The organism is Streptomyces sp. NPDC059695 (genome assembly GCF_042733785.1).
Lineage (GTDB): Bacteria > Actinomycetota > Actinomycetes > Streptomycetales > Streptomycetaceae > Streptomyces.
The window spans coordinates 41,052-59,928 of record NZ_JBHWFF010000033.1 but is presented as its reverse complement, the minus strand read 5'-3'; the positions used below and the strand labels follow the sequence as shown (position 1 = coordinate 59,928).

The window sequence follows — 18,877 nt, the reverse complement described above, 5'->3', positions numbered from 1 at the left end:
CCAGCAACCCCGCATTCACCCCCCCCCTTTATCCCCCCCCCCCCGGGCGGGGCCCCCCCCCCGGGGGGGGGGCCCGCACCGGCTTTTCCCTTGTCGTCACTGGTTCGGTACTCGTTCGGCGGCACAGTCGTGCGCCGTCCGGTGCAACGGCGTACGCCCCTGCGAGGGACAGGTCGAGCGGCAGATTCACTCGAACGGAGGCGTGGCGCTCCGTAGTTCTGCGGTTGCGGAGGGCTATACCCGCAGGCACCGTCAGAGGGCAGTTGTCCGACGCATAAGGAAAAGGAACACATATGCGTCCCCTGGCCACACGCCGTCTCTCCGCCCTGGCGATATCCGCCGCCCTCGCTCTCGGCACGGCGGGACCCGCCTTCGCCGGCGAACACCACCCGCCCACCGCGGCCGAACGGGCCGCGCGCACGCCCCTTCCGGACGCCACCGCCCCGCCCGCGCGGGCCGACGCGCCCGGCGAACCCGGCTCGGTGAACGCCTCCGTGACCGAACTCGTCACGGCCGCGCTCACGTCCGGCTCCGGCCGGCCGTCCGCGGCCGACGTCGAGGCCTTCAAGGCCGAGATCGCCGCGGCGGTCGAGGAGGCGAAGGCCACCGCCCCGGCGCCCCTCCCGGACACCCCCGCACCGGACACCCCCGTGCCTGCTCCCTCGGCCGACCTCCCGGTGGCACCGCCCGCGGGCGTCGCGGACGGCGCCCTCGCGGGCGTCGGGAAGGCGGTCACCGCCCTGCTCGCCGCCGTCGGCTCCGGAGCCGGCGGCGGAGTCGTCCCGCAGGTCACCTCCACCCTGACCTCGCTGGTCGACCTGGCCGTCGCCGCCGTGCTCGGCAGCGGGCCGCCCGCACCGGGCCTGGCCGGACTGCCCGCCCTCCCGGCGCTCCCGGCCGCCGTGCCCGAGCTGCCGGTCACCGCGCCGGAGCTGCCCGTCGCCCCGCCCGTCGCGGCGTCCGACCTGCCGGTCAAGCCCCCGCTGCCCGTCCGGTAGTACCCCGCGCGTCCGCACCGGCCCGGTGTCCCCCGGGCCGGTGCGGACGTGTGCGATCGGCAAATAGCACCGGCCCGCATCGATCGGGTGCAGTACCGAGAAATCCTTCCTCCCGGAGTTTCCGGGGCGCCCACTCCTCGTTACAGAAGCAGAACGATGTACAGGATTCGGCCAAGAACCCTGTACAGAACGTGACTTGAAAGTACAGAGGAAGGATTCACTCCATGAAGCCCACCAAGGTCGCCGCGGTCGTCGCCGGTTCGCTGATGGCCCTGGGCGCTGCCGCGCCCGCCATGGCCGCCGAGGCGATGACCCCCACCAGCCTCAACGGTGGACTCGAAGCGATCGCCGCCAACGGGCTGAAGAGCGACATGCTGAGCAGCACCACGGACGGCTCCCCGGTCCAGACCGTCACCAAGGCGGCGGACCAGCTGAACACCGCCACCAAGGGCGCCCCGCTGCTCGGCGGCCTCCCGGTCCCCGGCGGTCTTCCGCTGGGTGGCTGACACTCCCTCAGCAGCACAGCCCGAACGGGCATTTGCGGAGGCCTTCGCGGCACCGCTCCTCACGGTCGGCTGATCGAATGATTTTCTGATCAGCTGCCGTGTGGCCCCGGAACCACACCGGGCGCCGACCCATACCCTCAGGCCGATCCCATAGGAACGTCGGTGCGGATCAGGCCGGTCGGAGCGAGGGGGGATCCTCGCCGGTCTCTCCCTTTCTCCAGAGGAAGAGCGGTATGCGGTCCATCATCAGCAGGAAAGTACTCACCGCGGCGGCAGCGACCGGCATCCTGTCGCTGAGCGGCGGTTTCGCCCTGGCCGCGAACGCCCACCCCGGTACGGGCGACGGGCCCGGCTCCGGCGCGGCCGGTCAGGTGCAGGCGCCCCTTCCCGCGGACGTCTGCGGCAAGAGCGCGGAGCTCGGCGACTTCGTCGCGTCGGCCGTCGGCGACCTCTGTGCCCACGCGGAGGAACCCGGCGGCTACGGCGAGGAGCCGGGCGGGCCGTCGGAGCCCCCCACGCATCCGCCGACGCACCCGCCCACGCATCCGCCGACCCACCCGCCGACGCATCCGCCGACGACGAAGCCTCCGACGCATCCGCCGACGACGAAGCCCCCGACGCATCCGCCGACGACGAAGCCCCCCACGCACCCGCCCACGACGAAGCCTCCGACGCACCCGCCGACGACGCCTCCCCCGCACACCACGCCCCCGCCCCACACGACGCCGCCGGGCCACCCGGGCGGGCCGGGCGACTGTGAGGACTCGGGCTACGGCGAGGACTGCGAGCAGCCCTCGCACCCGCCGACCACGCCGCCGCCGACCACCACGCCTCCCACCCACACCACCCCCCCGGGTCACCCGGGCGGGCCCGGTGACTGTGAGGACTCGGGCTACGGCGAGGACTGCGAGCACCCGACGACGCCCGGTCACCCCGGCCAGCCGCAGCTTCCCGAGACCGGCAGCAGCGAGCCCGTCCTCATGGGCGCGGCCGCGGTCAGCGCCGCCCTGATCATCGGCGGCACCGTCGTCTACCTCCGCGGCGGACGGATCGCCCGCCGGCACTGACCCCGCACGCCGGCGCCGCGTCAACCAGGGCCCTCGCCTTCACCGGTGAGGGCCCTCCGCGTTGCTGCACACGGGTTAGTCCCGCGACGTTTCGGCCGAGAGACTCGTTCTCCTCACATGACTCTGCGTTCTCACGCGGGCATGGGTCTCCTCATGACCGCACTCGCCTCCGCCGCCCTGGCCTCTCCCGCCGCCGCCGTCGAGGCACCGGTGACCGTCCCGCTCCAGGGCCTGGAGCCGGTCCTGCCGATGGACGCGCCGACCGTGGCGACCGGCGTTCCCGTACCGATGCCCGGCGCGCCCACCGGCTTCCAGAAGGGCCTCGGCACGCTCCCGGACGTGGCCCTGCCCAGCGTCCCGTTCACCGGCACCCTGCCGGAGACCGTCGTCGACGCGCCGCTGCCCGAGGTCCTCAAGGGCAGTGAGCCCGGCCGCGCCCTGTTCAGCAGCCCCCATTCGGAGATGCGGACGGCCACCCCCGGGGCCGTCGTGGGCAACCCGGTGGAGGCCCCGCGCGGCAACGGGCTCGCCGGTCTGCCGGGTCTCGCGGAGCCCCGGCTCGGACTCCTCACCCCGGTGCTCGGCGGAGCCCTCGACCCCCAGCTGGGTCTGGCGCCGGACGCGGGCTGACCCGTACCGGTCCGCTCATTCGTACGACCATTGACCGGGCGGGTGAAGACACGATTCTTCCCCGCCACCCCAAGGGCTCCCGGTCGTTGCAAGAGAAGGCTTGTCGCATGGCCGCGGCCCGCGGGCCGAAGGTGTTCCGTCGCATCCGGCGGCGGACGCGTTCGGCTCGCGGGCCATTTTCTGATTTCCCTTCGTCCCGTTCGGCCCAAAGGCCGTGACCCGATCCGGGGACCGGCGTTGAACGGAAGTGACGGCCGTGATCCCTGCGGTCGCTTTCCAGTCCAAGGAGTTCTTGATGTCTCGCATCGCGAAGGCTGCCGCTGTTCTCGCCGGCACGGGTGCCGTTGCCCTCAGCGGAGCCGGCCTGGCCGTCGCCGACTCGGGCGCCGAGGCCGTCGCCGCCCACTCGCCCGGTGTCGCCTCCGGCAACGTCGTCCAGGTCCCGGTCCACGTCCCGGTCAACCTCTGCGGCAACACCGTCAACGTCATCGGTCTGCTGAACCCGGCGTTCGGCAACACCTGCATCAACGCCGACGGCGGGCACGGCGACGGCGGCTACGGCGGCTGATCCCCCTCGCTCCCCACGGATGTCCCCCCGGCCGCCGGCCGGGGGGACATCCGTGTGCGGGGCTCAGGCGTACCGGTAGATCCTGCTGTGGTCGAATATCGACGCCGGGGTCACGCCCCAGGGCGCCATCGGCTCGTGGCGGGCGGCGACCTTGCGGTACTGCGCGTCGCCGAGCGGCGGGGGCTCCGCCGGCAGATAGGCGGCCCCGGGGTTGCGCTGCTGCCAGCGCGACCAGACCAGGTCGACGAACGAGTGGTGCAGCCAGAAGACCGGGTCGTTCACCGAGCCGCCGCCGAGCATCAGTCCGCCGACCCACCGGTGCACCCGGTTGTGGATCCGGAACCGTTCGTTGCCCCGGCCGGGAGCCCAGCCCTCCAGGGCGTTGCGGAAGCCGGTGGCGCTCGTCGAGTTCCAGGGGGCCGCGTCGTACACCCGCTCGCGCATCACCGTGTCGAGCTGGGCCGGTGTGGGGAGCGTGATCGGGTCCTGGGGGCGGCCGAAGTCCCTGGTCAGATAGCGCGCGTCGGTCATCGACTGGGTGATCGTCCACCGCCCGGTGGACGCCGCGAAGGGGCCCGTCATCACCTGGAGGTCGGCCCGGCGGCCGTTGCCCCCCATGAAGTCCTCCCGCCAGATCGAGGAGGCCGGGGAGTTGTCCCGGGTCCAGTCCCAGTAGGGGACGGAGACCGTCGGGTCGATCCGGCGCAGCGCCGTCTCGAACTCCAGCAGGAACTTCCGGTGCCAGGGCAGGAAGCTCGGCGTCATGTGGGCGATCCGGAGCCTCCCCCCGCCGTCGGCCGTGTAGTGGTCGATGTGGGTGCGGACGAAGCGGTCGTACGCGCCGGTCCGCTTCAGCTCCAGGACGGCGGCGACGAATCTGCGGCGCTCGGCGCCGGTCAGATCACGCTGGTTCTTACGCGTGTACACCACGCGGGCTCCCTCCCGTCGGGTCGGTGGGGACGCCGTGGGCGGCCGCGAGCGGGGAGAGCCGGGCGGTGCCCAGCTCGTCCACGGCCGCACGGGTGGCCGCCAGGGGCGTCGGGCAGGACTCGTAGTGGTCGATCGGGCTGACCCAGCCGCCGTCGGCGCAGCGCATCAGGTGCAGCGGCCGGCCGTCGACGAGGGCCGTCGGCTCGCCGCCGGGGCCGGAGAAGCCCAGGAGGCGCCGGCCCCGGTACATCTCGTCGAAGGCGTGCGGGTCGCGCGTACCCCCCGATGCGGACGGGCCCGGTTCAGGCCGGGCCGCGACACGGCCGAGCGCACCACCCGTGAAGGCGGTGACGGCCAGGGCGAACAGGGACCGCAGTGCGACGCGGCGCGGGACGATCATCAGTGATCTCCTGGTGGTCGGCTTATGCCCTTAGGGCACAACGATGAAAACCCGGGTTCGTTGCGCCGGATATGCCAGCGGCGTGAATGTCGGCCGTTCGAGTGAATTCGGCGCGGGGAAAGGGTGGTTGGAGGTCTAGCATCCGGATTCATGACCACTTCCAACGTCGTCTCCTCGGCGCGCAGCGCCTCTCCGCTGGGAACTCTCACGGTGATTCCGTGGTCCAGCGAGCCCTCCGCCGACTCGGCGGGGACGCCCTTCCTGATGGCGTATTCGCTCGGCGACGGCCGGGACGGGCCGGAGGCCGGTCAGCAGGCGATGCGCGCGGCCCTGGAGTCCATGGGCCTCTCCGTCGGCGACCGCCTCTTCGACCTGGAGAAGGACGCCGGGATCAAGGCCTCGCTGCTCGTCGAGGGCGGATCGGCCGTGCTCACGCTGCCCTTCCTGAAGGTGCAGTGCCCGGTGCCCGACGAGTGGCAGGCGGCGGCCCGCGAGCAGGGCAAGGTCTACTTCATCTGCTCCGTGCGGCCCTGGTCCGAGGGCGTGCCCGGGCAGCCCGTCGACGAGGCGCGGCTGAGGGCCTTCGTCTCGGACGAGGAGATGCTCGCCGACAGCGCCCACGTCCTGCTGCCGGTCCGCCGCATCCAGGGCTGAGCGGGAAGGGGCGGCGTCATGGCGACGGTGGGCGTACGGGGCGGGGTGCCGGGCCAGCGGCAGGACGAGACCGCACGGGAGACCGGCGGGCCGATCGGCGCGAGCCGGGCCCTCGCCTGGCTGCTGCTCGTCACCGGGTCGGCGGGCGTGCTCGCCGGCTGGGTGATCACGATCGACAAGTTCCTGCTCCTGGAGGACCCCGGTTTCCAGCCCGGGTGCAGCCTGAACCCGGTCGTGTCCTGCGGCAACATCATGAAGAGCGAGCAGGCGGCGGTGTTCGGTTTCCCGAACCCGATGCTCGGTCTCGTCACGTACGCCGTCGTCGTCGCCGTCGGGGCCGGGCTGCTCGCCGGGGCCCGGTACCGGGGCTGGTTCTGGCTCGGCCTGAACGCCGGGACGCTCTTCGGGGTCGGCTTCTGCACCTGGCTGATGTACCAGTCGCTGTACGAGATCAACGCGCTCTGCCTGTGGTGCTGCCTCGCGTGGGTCGCGACCATCCTCATGTTCTGGTACGTCACCGCGCACAACGTCAGGGAGCGCGTGCTGCCCGCTCCGGCCGGGCTGCGGACCTTCCTCGGCGAGTTCACCTTCGCCCTGCCCGTCCTGCACATCGGGATCATCGGGATGCTGATCCTGACCCGCTGGTGGGACTTCTGGACCGGCTGACGTGCGCCGGACGTCCTCCCGGCTCTCCCGGGTCACCTGGCCGCGGGCCGCACTCACCGTGCTGCTCGCGGCCGTCGCCGTCCTCCTCCTCGTCCCCGACGGGCTCGTGCCCGGCGGCCGGCACGCCGCGGAGCGGACCGTGCCGGAGACGGCGCCCCGGCCGCTGACGGGCGTGCCGTCGGGGTTCTTCACCGGCTCCGACGAGGCCGGGGTGCGGCGGATCGCGCAGGTGCAGCAATGGCTGGGCGGTGAATCCCTGACGGTCGGTCACACGTATCTGCCGGGCGACCGCTGGTCCAACATCGAGGGGCATCCGGCGCTCTTCGGCCCGTGGGCGCGCTGGAAGGCCGGGCGGCCCGGGCGCCTCTTCGTGCTGAACGTGCCGCTGCTCGACCGCAACGAGGCCGGACTGCCCGACGCCGAGGTGCGGGCGGGGCTGCGGCGCGGCGCCGGCGGCGCGTACGACGGGCACTTCAGGACCCTCGGGGAGCGGCTCGTGGCGCACGGGCTCGGCGACGCGGTCCTGGTGCTCGGCTGGGAGATGAACGGCACCACGTACAGCCATCGCTGCGGCCCGGACCCGACGGCCTGGAAGGCGTACTGGCGGCGGGTGGTGGAGGCGCTGCGGGGGGTGCCGGGGCAGCGGTTCCGCTTCGACTTCACGCCGAGCCGGGGGCTCGACGCGATCGCCTGGCCGCTCTGCTACCCGGGCGACGACGTCGTCGACATCATCGGGATGGACGCCTACGACCAGCCCGCCGGGCTCTCCTTCGAGGAGCAGGTGGACGAGGAGTACGGGCTCGCGCACCAGGTGCGCTTCGCGGCGGCGCACGGGAAGCCCGTCTCGTACCCGGAGTGGGGGCTGTTCAGGAACGGCGACAACCCGGCGTACGTGCGGGGGATGCTCGACTGGTTCGCGGCGCACCGGCCGGTGTACCAGACCGTCACCGACTACTGCCCGCACGGGGTGTGGGAGTGCGGGGACCATCCGGAGTCGGCACGGATCGTCCGGGGTGCGCTGGGGGCTCCCGGCCGGTCCTGAGGACGCCGGTGGCCCTACGGGTCCGTCAGGCCGGTCTTCAGGGTGTCGACCGTGCGGTTCAGGAGGGCCACGAGGTCGTCGCCGCGGCCGTGCTCGGCCCAGTGGACGGTCGCCTCGCGCAGCGCTCCGAGCACCGCCGCCGTGAAGATCCGCACCTCCAGGCCGTCCGCGTCCCGGCCGGTGCGGTCGGCGATCGCGCGGGCGAGCCGGCGGCCGGTCGCGGCGGTGGTCTCGGTGAGGCGGGCGCGTACGGCGGGGATCTCCACCATGAGCCGGGCGCGCAGCCGGGTCTCCTCGGGTTCCTCGGCGAGGGCCGTGCGGACTGCTTCGACGACGACCGCCCGGAGCGATTCGAGCGGTTCCTCGGCGGCGGGGCGGGCGCGCAGACGGGCTTCGAGGAGGTCGTCGTCCTCGTCGGTGAGGAGGATGTCCTCCCGGACCGGGAAGTAGCGCGCGACGGTGGACGGGGAGACCTCGGCGGCCTCGGCGATCCGATCGGTGGTGGCGGCGTCCCAGCCGTGCTCGGCGGCGAGCCGGTACGCGGCTCCGCGGATCGCCGCGCGGGTCTTCGCCTTCTTGCGTTCGCGCAGGCCGGGTAGGTCGGTCATGACCTTCATGGTCCCAGGTCAGGCGTGCTGGTACGCCACCAGGGAGATGCCGACGTAGTGGACGATGAAGGCCGCGAGGGTCAGCGAGTGGAAGACCTCGTGGAAGCCGAACCAGCGCGGGGAGGGGTTCGGGCGCTTGATGCCGTAGATGACGCCGCCCGCGCTGTAGAGCAGTCCGCCGACGATCACGAGCACGAGGACGGCGATGCCGCCGGTGCGCATGAAGTCCGGCAGGAAGAAGACGGCGGCCCAGCCCATCGCGATGTAGCAGGGCGTGTACAGCCAGCGAGGGGCGCCGACCCAGAAGACGCGGAAGGCGATGCCGGCGGCGGCCGCGGCCCAGACCGCCCACATGAGCGGCTTCGCGGTGGAGTCGGGGAGCAGCAGCAGGCTGAGCGGGGTGTACGTGCCCGCGATGATCAGGAAGATGTTGGCGTGGTCGAGGCGCCGGAGCACGGCCTCGCCGCGCGGGCCCCAGTCGCCGCGGTGGTAGAGCGCGCTGATGCCGAAGAGCAGGCAGGCGGTGAGGACGTAGATCCCGCAGGCGATGCGGGCGCGGGGCGAGTCGGAGAACGTGACGAGCACGAGGCCCGCGACGATCACGGCGGGGAACATGCCCGCGTGCAGCCATCCCCTGAGCCGGGGCTTCGTCGGGAGCGGCAGGGAGCGCTCGGTCGGGGTCACTTCCGGCGTGGCTGCAGTCATGGAAAAGATCCTAGCTACGCACCCGTAGGTACCCGGACATGAGTGGCGATGCTCACGTGTGCACCCCCCTGGACATATGGGCGAATCCGTCGGATGATCAAATGAGTGCGGTCGGCACCGGATGAGCAGCTACGACGCATCCGGGTCGCAGCCCCCACGGGGCATACAGCGAATACACCCCTCAACAAGGAGCAATCGTGGCGCGCGACAACGCGGCTCCCCTTCCCACCCAGCACCAGGAGCTCGTCTCCTGGGTGAACGAGATCGCCGAGATCACCCAGCCGGACAACATCGTCTGGTGCGACGGATCCGAGGCCGAGTACGAGCGCCTGTGCGAGGAGCTCGTCGCCAAGGGGACCTTCAAGAAGCTCGACCCGGTGAAGCGCCCGAACTCGTACTACGCCGCCTCCGACCCGTCCGACGTCGCGCGCGTCGAGGACCGGACCTTCATCTGCTCCGAGAAGGAGGAGGACGCGGGCCCGACCAACCACTGGAAGGCCCCCGCGGAGATGAAGGACATCTTCGCCGGTGAGAAGGGCATCTTCCGCGGCTCCATGCGCGGCCGCACCATGTACGTCGTGCCCTTCTGCATGGGCCCGGTCGGCTCCCCGCTCTCCGCCATCGGCGTCGAGATCACCGACTCCGCGTACGTCGCCGTCTCCATGCGCACCATGACCCGCATGGGACAGGCCGTCCTCGACGAGCTCGGCACCGACGGCTTCTTCGTCAAGGCCGTCCACACCCTCGGCGCTCCCCTGGAGGAGGGCCAGGAGGACGTGCCGTGGCCCTGCAACTCCACCAAGTACATCTCGCACTTCCCCGAGAGCCGCGAGATCTGGTCGTACGGCTCGGGCTACGGCGGCAACGCCCTGCTCGGCAAGAAGTGCTACGCGCTCCGCATCGCCTCCGTCATGGCACGTGACGAGGGCTGGCTGGCCGAGCACATGCTCATCCTCAAGCTCACCCCGCCCCAGGGCGAGGCGAAGTACGTCGCGGCCGCCTTCCCGTCCGCCTGCGGCAAGACCAACCTGGCCATGCTGGAGCCCACGATCTCCGGCTGGACCGTCGAGACCATCGGCGACGACATCGCCTGGATGCGCTTCGGCGAGGACGGTCGCCTCTACGCGATCAACCCCGAGGCCGGCTTCTTCGGCGTCGCGCCCGGCACCGGCGAGCACACCAACGCCAACGCCATGAAGACCCTCTGGGGCAACTCCGTCTTCACGAACGTCGCGCTCACCGACGACGGCGACGTGTGGTGGGAGGGGATGACCGAGACGGCCCCCGCGCACCTCACGGACTGGAAGGGCAACGACTGGACGCCGGAGTCCGAGACCCCGGCCGCCCACCCCAACGCCCGCTTCACCGTCCCGGCCGGCCAGTGCCCGACGATCGCCCCGGAGTGGGAGGACACCAAGGGCGTCCCGATCTCCGCGATCCTCTTCGGCGGCCGCCGCGCCTCCGCGGTCCCGCTGGTCACCGAGTCCTTCGACTGGAACCACGGCGTCTTCCTCGGCGCGAACGTCGCCTCCGAGAAGACCGCCGCCGCCGAGGGCAAGGTCGGCGAGCTGCGCCGCGACCCCTTCGCCATGCTGCCGTTCTGCGGCTACAACATGGGCGACTACATGGCCCACTGGGTCAAGGTGGGCGCGGACGCCGACCAGGCGAAGCTCCCGAAGATCTACTACGTGAACTGGTTCCGCAAGAACGACGCGGGCAAGTTCGTCTGGCCCGGCTTCGGCGAGAACAGCCGCGTCCTGAAGTGGATCGTCGAGCGCCTCGACGGCAAGGCCGAGGGCGTCGAGACCCCGATCGGCATCCTGCCGACCGCCGGGTCCCTCGACACCGAGGGCCTCGACCTGCCGGCCGAGGACCTGGAGTTCCTCCTCAAGGTCGACCGTGACGTGTGGCGCGAAGAGGCCGCCCTCGTCCCGGACCACCTGAACACCTTCGGCGACCACACGCCGAAGGAGCTGTGGGACCAGTACCACGCGCTCGTGGAGCGCCTGGGCTAGTCCCCTCCGAACTCGTGGTGGGCTGCCCCGAAACACCGCCCTGACCAGTGGGGTCACGACGGTCCATCACGACGCAACCGGCCCCCGGAGCCCCCTCAGGCACCGGGGGCCGGCGCATGTCCGGCTACAGGACCGGCTGGTTCGCCTCGACGGTCGCGATCGCACGGCGGCAGGCGTCACGGAACGCCTCGAACTGCCCGTTCGACTTGTCCCAGGTCGCCGCGCGCCGCGAGCGGGAGCTGTAGTCGCCGAAGAGGCTCTGGCGCAGCTCCGTCGTCATCTCGATCTGGGCGCCCTTGCGGAGCATCGTGAGGTTGCACGGGTTGGTGACGTGGCTGCCGTTGAAGTCCTGGAGGCGGTTCGCGTACCGGGAGTCGAAGGCGTCGACCACCGGGAAGCCCGCCCTGTCGATCTCGTACACCAGCGCCGCGCGGAACTCCGCGTTGAGCCCGCCGACGACGGCGAGGCGCGGGTCGCTGCTCGGCGGCCAGATCATGAGCTCGGGCATGCCCAGCTGGTCGTACTGGCAGCCGTGCAGCGACAGCACGTTGAGGTGGCTCGCGGCGAGCGACAGCGCCACGTGGTCGTCGCAGTTCCTCGACGTGACGTGCAGCGCCTTGTTGCCCGTGGAGAGCAGCCCCTCGAACAGGAAGTAGTCGTACGTGGCCGGGAGGAGCGCCGGCGCGGTCGGCGTGATGTCGCCCGGGTCGTAGCCGGCGATGCCCAGGGCGAGTTCGCTCGTGCCGATCTCGATGCCGCCGCCGTGCAGCGCGAGGATCGCGGTGCGCGGGTACCCGGCCTTCGTGGCCAGGTCGAAGTCGGCGGCCTGGTGTCTCCGGAAGCGGCGGCCGTAGGTGGTGCCCTCGACGAGCGCCGGATCCTTGTACAGGGCGGTGTTCGAGGCGTACTCGCCCGGGTCGGCGGCGGCGGCGGCCGGCGCGGCGGCGGCGAGCTGGCCGACGAGCGGGGCGCCCCCCGTGGCGGCCGCGGCGAGAGCGGTCAGAACGGTGCGGCGGGACGCGGGACGCGGTGAAGATGTCATGTCCGCAACCTAGTTGATCTTGGCGTGCCGCCGCCGGGAATCATCTCTCCTCCACGTACCGGGTGTGGGTCTCCTGCCGGATCGCCTCCGCCTCCCGCAGCGCGGCCGCGATCGCCGTCATCTCCTCGTGGAGCGCGGTCAGCTGGCGTTCGAGGTGGCCCTCGGGAGCCTCGGCGCCCGGGGTGAAGCGCGACCACCACCGGGTCCGCACGAAGGCGTCCACGGCCTCCGGGACGTCCTGGCGGACCGCGCGGGCCAGGACGTGGAGGTGGTCGGGGTCGCTCACCCAGCCCGGTTCGAGCAGCGCCTCCACGAGGGTGGCGAGCTCGGTGAGCCGGTCCCGGAAACCCGGCGGCAGGTCCACCTCGGCCAGGTAGTCGCGCAGGGTCGTGAAGTCGGACCGCAGGGCGTCGAGCTGCTCGTCCGCGCTCGGGAAGCGCGGGGTGTCGGGGCGCTCGGGCGGGGCGATCAGCGCGCCCGCCGCGTACAGGCCCGCGACCACCAGCGGCCAGAGCCCGCCCGCCGCGCCGGTGAGCGCGATCCCGACGCCGGCCAGGGCGCAGACGCTGCCGGTGAGGTTCTTGCGGGACTCGACGTACCCGAGCAGACGGCTACTGGTACCCACGGATCTCCTCGAACGCGCCGTCGAGCGAACCCCGGGTGGCGTCGAAGAGCTTGCCCCCCGTCAGGCTCGCGATGTGGTCGAGCTCGCCCCGGTCCGAGTCCCCGAAGAGGATCGGGAAGACCGGCGTGCGCTGCTGCCCGGCCGGGAGCGAGCGGAAGAAGGTGTCGAAGGCGGCCGCCGGGTCGCCGTCGGTGTTCTCCCCGTCCGTCATCAGGACGACCGAGGTGAACGTGTCGTCCCCCGGGGTCCTGCCGAGGAAGCGGTACGCCTCCTGGACGCTGGTGTAGATCGCGGTGCCGCCGGACGCCGAGAGCCGCTGGGAGTCGGCGCGGATCGCGTCGAGCGCCGCCTTCGGCGAGGCCGGGTCGACCGTGTGCGTACGGACCTCGCCCTGCTTCACCGAGGAGCCGAAGGGCATCAGGGTCACCTCCTCGCGGTCCCGGAAGTCACCGGTCAGCTCGGCGAGCGCCGCCTTCAGGCGGTCGAGCCGCTCGCCGCCCATGGAGCCCGAGGTGTCGAGCACGTAGACCGTCCGGGACGGCCTGCGCAGGGTGTTGTCGTACGCGTCCAGCAGACCGTCGGCGACGGCCCGGCTGCCCGGGAACGGCAGCTCCCTGCGCTGGTCGCGGGCGAGCGCGGGGGCCGGCCGCACCCCGGCGACCACCGGGCGGCGCAGGGTCGTCTCGGTGATCCTCCGCTGGGCGTCCGGGGTGCGCAGCCAGGTGGTGAGCCGGGCCGCCGCCTCCTTGGCCTCGGGGCGGGCGGAGGTGAGCAGGGTGAGCGGGTAGTCGGCGGTCACGACGCCGTCCGACGGCCGGATCACGGTCAGCTTCTCGGGCGCCGACAGCAGCACGGACTCGTAGTTCACGAGGGCGTCGACGTCGGTGCGGCGGGCATAGGCCGTGGCGAGCCAGCCCGAGGAGCCCGAGGTCAGCTTCTGGCCCGCGAAGAACTCCTTGAGCTTCGGCGTGGCCCCGGCGACGTCCCGCTCGGTGAGGGCGGACTGCGCGCCGGAGAGCCCGGAGGCGACCGAGACGAGCGCCGAGAAACCGGAGTTGGAGCGCTTCGGGTCCGTCATGCCGTACGTCAGCTTCCCGTCGGCGACCGCCCGGTGCAGCTGCGACCAGGTCACCTTCGCCGGGTCCCAGCCGAGCCGGGCGACGGCGGCGGGCCGCACCCCGAGCGCCACCGGCGAGGTCATCACCGGTGTCTCGTTGGTGATCTTCTTCGCCGTGTCCGGGCGGAGCCGGAGGTAGTCGTTGGAGGAGAGCCAGACCGCGTCGTACGCCTGGTCCGCCTCGCCGGACGCGATGCGTTCGACGGCGTCCAGGGTGCCGGCGTAGGTGGGGCGGACGGTGATCCCGGTCGCCTTCGCGGCCTCGTCGAGGACCGGGCCCATGTCGGCGAGCTCGGAGGAGGCGAGCACCCGGAGGGTGCCGGTCCGGAACTCGGTGCTGTGGTCGTCGGGGCGGTCGTCGCCGCCGCCGGAGCAGGCGGTGGCGAGGAGGACGAGGGCGAGGGCGGAGACCGCGTGGGTCCAGGTGCGGGTTCTCATGCGGGGCCGCCACCCTCCGGGGCGCCGGTGCGGCGGCTGCGCTCCAGGTGGGCGCTCGCCTCCTGGAGCTCGGACGTCAGCGAGGCGACCGTGGCCGCCATGGACTCCGTCGCCCGCGCCTTGTACGTGTCGATGGCGTCGAGCGTCCGGTAGATCTGCTGGAAGGCGGTACGGAGCGTCTCCTCGCCCACCGCCGGGTTCGCCGCAAGGACCTGGATCTCCCCGGCCTGGCCCTCCAGCATGGCGGCGTTGCGCCGGATGATGTCCTCCGTCGTCGAGCGCAGCACGGTCACCTGCTCGGTGACCTTGCGCTGGTTCTCCAGCGCCGAGGCCAGCATGACCGCGATCCGCAGCGCCGACAGGGTCGTCGTCGCCGCCCGGTCCACGCCCTTGATCAGTTCGTCGTTGTTCCGGCGGACCACGTCCATCGCCAGGTATCCCTGGGCGCAGACGGCGAGCTGGGTCAGCAGGTCCTGGTGCTTCTGGCGGACCGGGAAGAGCAGGTCGGCGCGGAGCGTGTCCGCCTGCGCGGGGTCCGGGGTGAGCGCGATGCGCTCCTCCACGGCCGCGTCGAGGGCGTCGGCGAGCACCGCGTACTCCTGGAGCTTGCCCATGGTCTCCCACAGCCGGGCCCGCTCCGTCAGCAACGCGGCGTTGTCGCGGCTCAGTTCGTCCTGGCCGCTGCGCAGCGCGCCGACGATCCGGTTGAGGGTGGCCTGGGAGGAGGCGTACGCGGCGACGTGGTCGCGCAGCCTGTTGCCGCCGGGCAGCTTCGACAGCAGGCCCTTGAGGCCCTTGGCGGGCGTGTCCCGGGGATCCAGGTCCTCGACCGTGCGCCGGAGTTCGACGAGGGAGGAGCCGACCCGGCTCTGCGCGCCGCCGCCCTCGCCGAGGGAGCGGACCGTGCGGTCCAGCATCCGGTTCGACTGCTGCGCGGCGGTGCGCATCTCGCCCGTGCCGAGCGCCGCGATCTCACCGACGCGGCCGGCGAACTCCGGGGAGCGCGGGTCGAGTCCGGAGAGCGAGCCGACGTACTCGACGGCCCGGCGGGACATCTCCGTACGGACCGACTCGTCCAGCGGCACCAGACCGGAGGCCTGCTCGGCGCGGACCGCCGGCACGGGCTCGGGCGGGGTGAGGACGAGCGGGGTGTCGTGCTCGGGCGGTGTCAGGGCCATCGTCCTTCTCGGATCCTCGGGCGTGGTCATGCGGTGTCCCCCTGGTCGCGGGCCCGCAGCGCCATCGCGTGCAGCACCTTGCCGGTGGGCACGGGCGCCTGGCGGACTCCGGTCAGCGTCTGGTTGAGGTAGGCGGTGTGGCCTTCGGTCGCGGCGGTGAACTCGCTCGCCGCGCCCTGCGGGCGGAAGCCGTGGCGGACCGCGAGCCGGCGCAGCTCGGGGTCGGTGGAGAGGAGTTCACCGAGGGTCCGGCCGTTCTCGGTGAGCGGTACGAGCGTGTGGTCGCTGTTGACCGTGGTGTCCGGGTAGAGGACGACCAGGTCGCCCATGGGCCGCCCGGCGAGCAGCTGGGAGGCGACCTGCGACTCGTACACGAGGACGAGCGGGTTGCCGACGCCGCTGACGAAGTCCCGGAAGGGCGCGTCCGAGCCGGACTGCTGCGCGCCCTGGACCTGGATCAGTTTCCGCATCAGCGGTGCGGTGCGGGTGACCGCGGCCTTGTCGCCGGCGACCCGCCCGCCGTCGGCGACGTAACTCGCGGCGGCGAGGTAGAGGGCGCCGGAGCTGGAGGCCACCGGGTCGGTGGAGGTGATGAAGAGGGTGCCGCTCAGCTCCGCGTGTCCGGCGGAGCCCCTGAGCTGCTGCCAGGTGCGGTCGGCGCGGGCCGCCGCCAGGTAGGCGTCCATCTTCAGGGTGCCGCTCGTGCCGCGCGGGCCGAGGGTCGCCAGGCCGTTGCCGGCGAGGACCTGGGCGGCGGCGCTGTGCGCGACGACGACGAGCGGCGAGTAGAAGGGCCGCAGCGGGGCCGAGAGTGCCTTGTCCTCCGCGGTCACCTGGGCCTTGGCGCGCAGCGCGTCGGCCGGTGCCTTGGAGGAGGGGAAGGCGAAGTCGTAGCCGCCGAGGGGCAGTTCCTCCATGTCCCAGGACCCGGAGGTCTCGGTGTTCACGGTGAAGCCCTTGGCGGCCAGGGCCTTCACGACCAGGGGATCGGCGAAGAACTCGGCCTTCTCCGATCCGATGACTCCTCGCACGGTCTTCGTTGCCGTGCCGGTGTCCTTGTCGCCGCCCGTCACGAGGACGGCGGCCACGCCGCCGAGGAGCAGGACGGCCAGGACGATTCCCAGGATGCGTCTCACGCGGGCAGCGTGCTCGCGGAAACCCACATTCCAGGGGGAGTCAGGTGTACGGGGGGTGAAGGAGCGATCCCGGTACCGAACCGGAGGGGCGCCCGCCGTATCCCGGTGGTTCGGGTGGCTCCGACGCCCGGGTGGTGGGCGCCCGGGCCGCGTGGTTCGTGCCACGCGGCCCGGGGCCGTCAGGGGGCGGCGACCGCCGCCAGGGTGGGCTCCCCGGCCAGCGCCGCGGTGTGCGCGTCCATCCGCCCGGCGGCGAGGATCGCGGCGGCCGTGTCGGCCCGGGAGGCGGCGACGACCAGTGCGCGGCCGGCGAGGGCGTGCGCCTTGCGGTGCAGGTCCTGCGCGGGCGAGCCGCTCAGTCCGGCGTGCCGCGCGGGCGGGGCGCCGCGCAGCCGTGCCACCTGCCGGGCGATGAGCTCGCCGGCCTCCGTGTCGCCCAGCTCGTCGGTGACGGCGAGCAGGGCGGCGAGGTGTCCGGCGAGCTGGATGTCCAGCTCCTCCTCGCGGGAGCGGTGCGGATACGCGTCCTGGGCGTCGTCGGCCATCCGGTGGACCGACTTGGTGCGGATCGGTTCGTACATGGGGATGGCCTCCTGCGGTTGCTCTGCGGCCATCCTAGCTTAGATCCGGTCTAAAGTTGAGTGTCGTCTCGTTCGGGGGTCAGGGCTGGCTGTAGCCGTCCAGGAACCGGCCGATCCGCGTCACCGCGTCCGCCAGGTCCGCGGCCGCCGGCAGCGTCACGACCCGGAAGTGGTCGGGCTCGTGCCAGTTGAAGCCCGTCCCGTGCACCACCATGATCTTCTCGGCCCGCAGCAGGTCCAGGACCATCTGCCGGTCGTCCTTGATCTTGTAGACGTTCGGGTCGAGGCGCGGGAAGAGGTACAGCGCGCCCTTCGGCTTCACGCACGTCACGCCCGGGATCTGCGTCAGCAGCTCGTACGCCGTGTCCCGCTGCTCCAGGAGACGCCCGCCCGGCAGCACCAGGTCCTCGATCGACTGCCGGCCCTGGAGCGCCGCGGCCACCGCGTGCTGCGCCGGCATGTTCGCGCAGAGCCGCATGTTCGCGAGGATCGTGAGGCCCTCGATGTACGAGGACGCGTGGTGCTTCGGGCCGCAGACCGCGAGCCAGCCGGAGCGGAAGCCGGCCACCCGGTAGTTCTTGCTCATCCCGTTGAACGTGAGCACGAGGAGATCGGGGGCGATCGCGGCGGTCGGGGTGTGCGTGGTGCCGTCGTAGAGGATCTTGTCGTAGATCTCGTCCGAGCAGACCACCAGGTCGTGACGCCGGGCGATCTCCGTCAGCGAGCGGAGCATCTCGTCGTCGTAGACGGCGCCCGTCGGGTTGTTCGGGTTGATGATCACGATCGCCTTGGTGCGGTCGGTGATCTTCCGCTCGATGTCCGCGAGGTCCGGCATCCAGTCGGACTGCTCGTCGCAGCGGTAGTGCACGGCCGTACCGCCCGCGAGCGAGACCGACGCCGTCCACAGCGGATAGTCCGGGGCCGGGACGAGGACCTCGTCGCCGTCGTCGAGCAGGGCCTGCATCGACATCTGGATCAGCTCGGAGACGCCGTTGCCCAGGTAGATGTCCTCGACGGAGAGCGGGATGCCCTTCGTCTCGTAGTGGCTCATCACCGCCCGGCGGGCCGAGAGCAGCCCCTTCGCGTCGCCGTACCCGTGCGCCTCGGAGAGGTTGCGGAGCACGTCCTCCAGGATGGCGGGCGGACACTCGAAGCCGAAGGCGGCCGGATTTCCGGTGTTCAGCTTGAGGATGCGATGACCCGCGGCCTCAAGCCGCATCGCCTCTTCGAGCACCGGACCCCGGATTTCGTAACAGACGTTGGCGAGCTTCGTGGACTGGATCACCTGCATGACGAGAGCTTACGGCGGGGGCGTCCGCGACGCGGCGTGTTTTGGGACACGTCGGACAGCGCCGCACGTGGGGCGGGGTGTGACCCGGATCGCATCAGCCGTGTCGTGCTCCCTACAATCCCGGCCATGAGCCACCACGACCCCGGCGCCGCCGGACCCCGGCGCGCCCGCCGCCGCCACGCCCCCGCCCGCCGGGGCCGGGGAGCGCTGTGGCTGCTCGCCGGGGGCGGCGCCACGGTCCTCGGACTCGCCGCCGCGCTGCTCGCCGGCGGCCTCGGCACCGGCGGCGGCACGCGGTCCCCCGCCGAGGGCGGGGCGGACGGGCCGCCCGTGATGATCCAGGCCGACCCGTCCGACGGGACGCCCGGCACCCCGGGCGAGGGAGCCTCCGGCACCTCCGCGGTCCCGGTCGGTGACGGGTCCGCGCCCGGCGGCCGTACGGGCACGCCGTCCGTGAAGACCACGGCCACCGCTGCTCCCTCCGGGTCCACGCCCCCCGTCCCGGACGCCCCGCGGACGTCCCCGCCCGCCGCCACGGCCTCGCCCACCGCCCCGGACGCCGAACGGCCGGGGAAGCCGGGGAAGGGACGGGGAGCCGGCAAGCGGCCGAGGTAGCGGCGTCCGCCGCGGGTCCCGGGGCCGGTTCCGGTCCCGGGACCGGGGGCCGCCCGGGCCGCGGC

General features: G+C 72.5%; 21 protein-coding genes. 10 read left to right on the top strand and 11 right to left on the bottom strand.

The genetic code is table 11. From position 1 onward, the window contains the following. Positions 1-293 precede the first annotated feature (293 nt). The 5 genes from ACFV2S_RS31010 to ACFV2S_RS30990 all read left to right on the top strand — a co-directional run bounded on the left by ACFV2S_RS31010 (position 294) and on the right by ACFV2S_RS30990 (position 3,769). Positions 294-998 (top strand): hypothetical protein, encoded by a 705-nt coding sequence (locus ACFV2S_RS31010; protein ID WP_385566448.1) that lies wholly within the window; start codon positions 294-296, stop codon positions 996-998. 224 nt (positions 999-1,222) lie between these two features. Continuing rightward, a complete protein-coding gene (locus ACFV2S_RS31005) occupies positions 1,223-1,504 on the top strand; it encodes a hypothetical protein (protein WP_382864910.1) in 282 nt (93 codons plus the stop codon). A gap of 233 nt (positions 1,505-1,737) precedes the next feature. Next, positions 1,738-2,571 carry a hypothetical protein gene (locus ACFV2S_RS31000; RefSeq protein WP_385566442.1) on the top strand — a complete coding sequence of 278 codons (834 nt, stop codon included), beginning with the start codon at positions 1,738-1,740 and terminating at the stop codon, positions 2,569-2,571. 117 nt (positions 2,572-2,688) lie between these two features. Then, the gene (locus ACFV2S_RS30995) at positions 2,689-3,201 is read left to right on the top strand and encodes a hypothetical protein (RefSeq protein ID WP_383802152.1); all 513 of its coding nucleotides are present in this window, start codon (positions 2,689-2,691) and stop codon (positions 3,199-3,201) included. Between the two features lie 295 nt (positions 3,202-3,496). Then, complete coding sequence (locus ACFV2S_RS30990; RefSeq protein WP_383802154.1) at positions 3,497-3,769, top strand: chaplin; 273 nt, start codon at positions 3,497-3,499, stop codon at positions 3,767-3,769. Positions 3,770-3,832: 63 nt separating this feature from the next. Here the strand turns inward: ACFV2S_RS30990 and ACFV2S_RS30985 are convergent, their stop codons facing one another. Continuing rightward, positions 3,833-4,699: a tyrosinase family protein gene (locus ACFV2S_RS30985; RefSeq protein ID WP_385566433.1), complete on the bottom strand. Its 867-nt coding sequence runs from the start codon at positions 4,697-4,699 to the stop codon at positions 3,833-3,835. Further along, positions 4,683-5,099 (bottom strand): tyrosinase family oxidase copper chaperone, encoded by a 417-nt coding sequence (locus ACFV2S_RS30980; RefSeq protein ID WP_383792295.1) that lies wholly within the window; start codon positions 5,097-5,099, stop codon positions 4,683-4,685. The genes ACFV2S_RS30985 and ACFV2S_RS30980 overlap by 17 nt, the downstream gene beginning before the upstream one ends. Before the next feature lie 150 nt (positions 5,100-5,249). Between ACFV2S_RS30980 and ACFV2S_RS30975 the strand changes: the two genes are divergently transcribed. Genes ACFV2S_RS30975 through ACFV2S_RS30965 form a run of 3 tightly spaced genes read left to right on the top strand, consistent with a single transcriptional unit; the run spans position 5,250 to position 7,461 of the window. Beyond that, positions 5,250-5,753, top strand: a complete 504-nt coding sequence (locus ACFV2S_RS30975; protein WP_385566428.1) for a DUF5949 family protein — start codon at positions 5,250-5,252, stop codon at positions 5,751-5,753. A gap of 18 nt (positions 5,754-5,771) precedes the next feature. Then, entirely contained in the window at positions 5,772-6,419 is a 648-nt protein-coding gene (locus ACFV2S_RS30970; protein WP_385566424.1) for a vitamin K epoxide reductase family protein, read from the top strand. A gap of 1 nt (position 6,420) precedes the next feature. Then, a complete protein-coding gene (locus tag ACFV2S_RS30965; RefSeq protein ID WP_385566420.1) occupies positions 6,421-7,461 on the top strand; it encodes a glycoside hydrolase family 26 protein in 1,041 nt (346 codons plus the stop codon). A gap of 14 nt (positions 7,462-7,475) precedes the next feature. Here ACFV2S_RS30965 and ACFV2S_RS30960 read toward each other — a convergent pair whose 3' ends face one another. Beyond that, complete coding sequence (locus ACFV2S_RS30960) at positions 7,476-8,069, bottom strand: TetR family transcriptional regulator (RefSeq protein ID WP_385566415.1); 594 nt, start codon at positions 8,067-8,069, stop codon at positions 7,476-7,478. A gap of 18 nt (positions 8,070-8,087) precedes the next feature. Then, on the bottom strand, positions 8,088-8,774 hold the full coding sequence (locus ACFV2S_RS30955; RefSeq protein ID WP_383792310.1) for a hemolysin III family protein: 687 nt from the start codon (positions 8,772-8,774) through the stop codon (positions 8,088-8,090). A gap of 197 nt (positions 8,775-8,971) precedes the next feature. Here ACFV2S_RS30955 and ACFV2S_RS30950 point away from each other — a divergent pair, with 197 nt between their 5' ends. Then, a complete protein-coding gene (locus ACFV2S_RS30950; protein WP_385566410.1) occupies positions 8,972-10,789 on the top strand; it encodes a phosphoenolpyruvate carboxykinase (GTP) in 1,818 nt (605 codons plus the stop codon). Between the two features lie 124 nt (positions 10,790-10,913). On the opposite strand, the gene ACFV2S_RS30945 is transcribed toward ACFV2S_RS30950, so the two are convergent. The 7 genes from ACFV2S_RS30945 to ACFV2S_RS30915 all read right to left on the bottom strand — a co-directional run bounded on the left by ACFV2S_RS30945 (position 10,914) and on the right by ACFV2S_RS30915 (position 18,197). Next, complete coding sequence (locus tag ACFV2S_RS30945; RefSeq protein ID WP_385566407.1) at positions 10,914-11,831, bottom strand: poly-gamma-glutamate hydrolase family protein; 918 nt, start codon at positions 11,829-11,831, stop codon at positions 10,914-10,916. 40 nt (positions 11,832-11,871) lie between these two features. Beyond that, entirely contained in the window at positions 11,872-12,456 is a 585-nt protein-coding gene (locus ACFV2S_RS30940) for a hypothetical protein (protein ID WP_385566404.1), read from the bottom strand. Further along, complete coding sequence (locus ACFV2S_RS30935) at positions 12,443-14,011, bottom strand: substrate-binding domain-containing protein (RefSeq protein ID WP_385566401.1); 1,569 nt, start codon at positions 14,009-14,011, stop codon at positions 12,443-12,445. Before ACFV2S_RS30935 ends, ACFV2S_RS30940 begins: the two co-directional genes overlap by 14 nt. Continuing rightward, positions 14,008-15,219, bottom strand: a complete 1,212-nt coding sequence (locus tag ACFV2S_RS30930; RefSeq protein WP_385566398.1) for a toxic anion resistance protein — start codon at positions 15,217-15,219, stop codon at positions 14,008-14,010. Before ACFV2S_RS30930 ends, ACFV2S_RS30935 begins: the two co-directional genes overlap by 4 nt. Then, positions 15,216-16,352: a hypothetical protein gene (locus ACFV2S_RS30925; RefSeq protein WP_385566395.1), complete on the bottom strand. Its 1,137-nt coding sequence runs from the start codon at positions 16,350-16,352 to the stop codon at positions 15,216-15,218. The genes ACFV2S_RS30930 and ACFV2S_RS30925 overlap by 4 nt, the downstream gene beginning before the upstream one ends. A 152-nt stretch (positions 16,353-16,504) precedes the next feature. Continuing rightward, positions 16,505-16,906, bottom strand: coding sequence for a hypothetical protein (locus ACFV2S_RS30920; RefSeq protein WP_385566391.1), 402 nt, complete (start codon positions 16,904-16,906; stop codon positions 16,505-16,507). A 79-nt stretch (positions 16,907-16,985) separates the two neighbouring features. Beyond that, the gene (locus ACFV2S_RS30915) at positions 16,986-18,197 is read right to left on the bottom strand and encodes a pyridoxal phosphate-dependent aminotransferase (RefSeq protein WP_383792329.1); all 1,212 of its coding nucleotides are present in this window, start codon (positions 18,195-18,197) and stop codon (positions 16,986-16,988) included. Between the two features lie 126 nt (positions 18,198-18,323). Here ACFV2S_RS30915 and ACFV2S_RS30910 point away from each other — a divergent pair, with 126 nt between their 5' ends. After that, the gene (locus ACFV2S_RS30910; RefSeq protein ID WP_385566386.1) at positions 18,324-18,812 is read left to right on the top strand and encodes a hypothetical protein; all 489 of its coding nucleotides are present in this window, start codon (positions 18,324-18,326) and stop codon (positions 18,810-18,812) included. Positions 18,813-18,877: the final 65 nt, after the last annotated feature.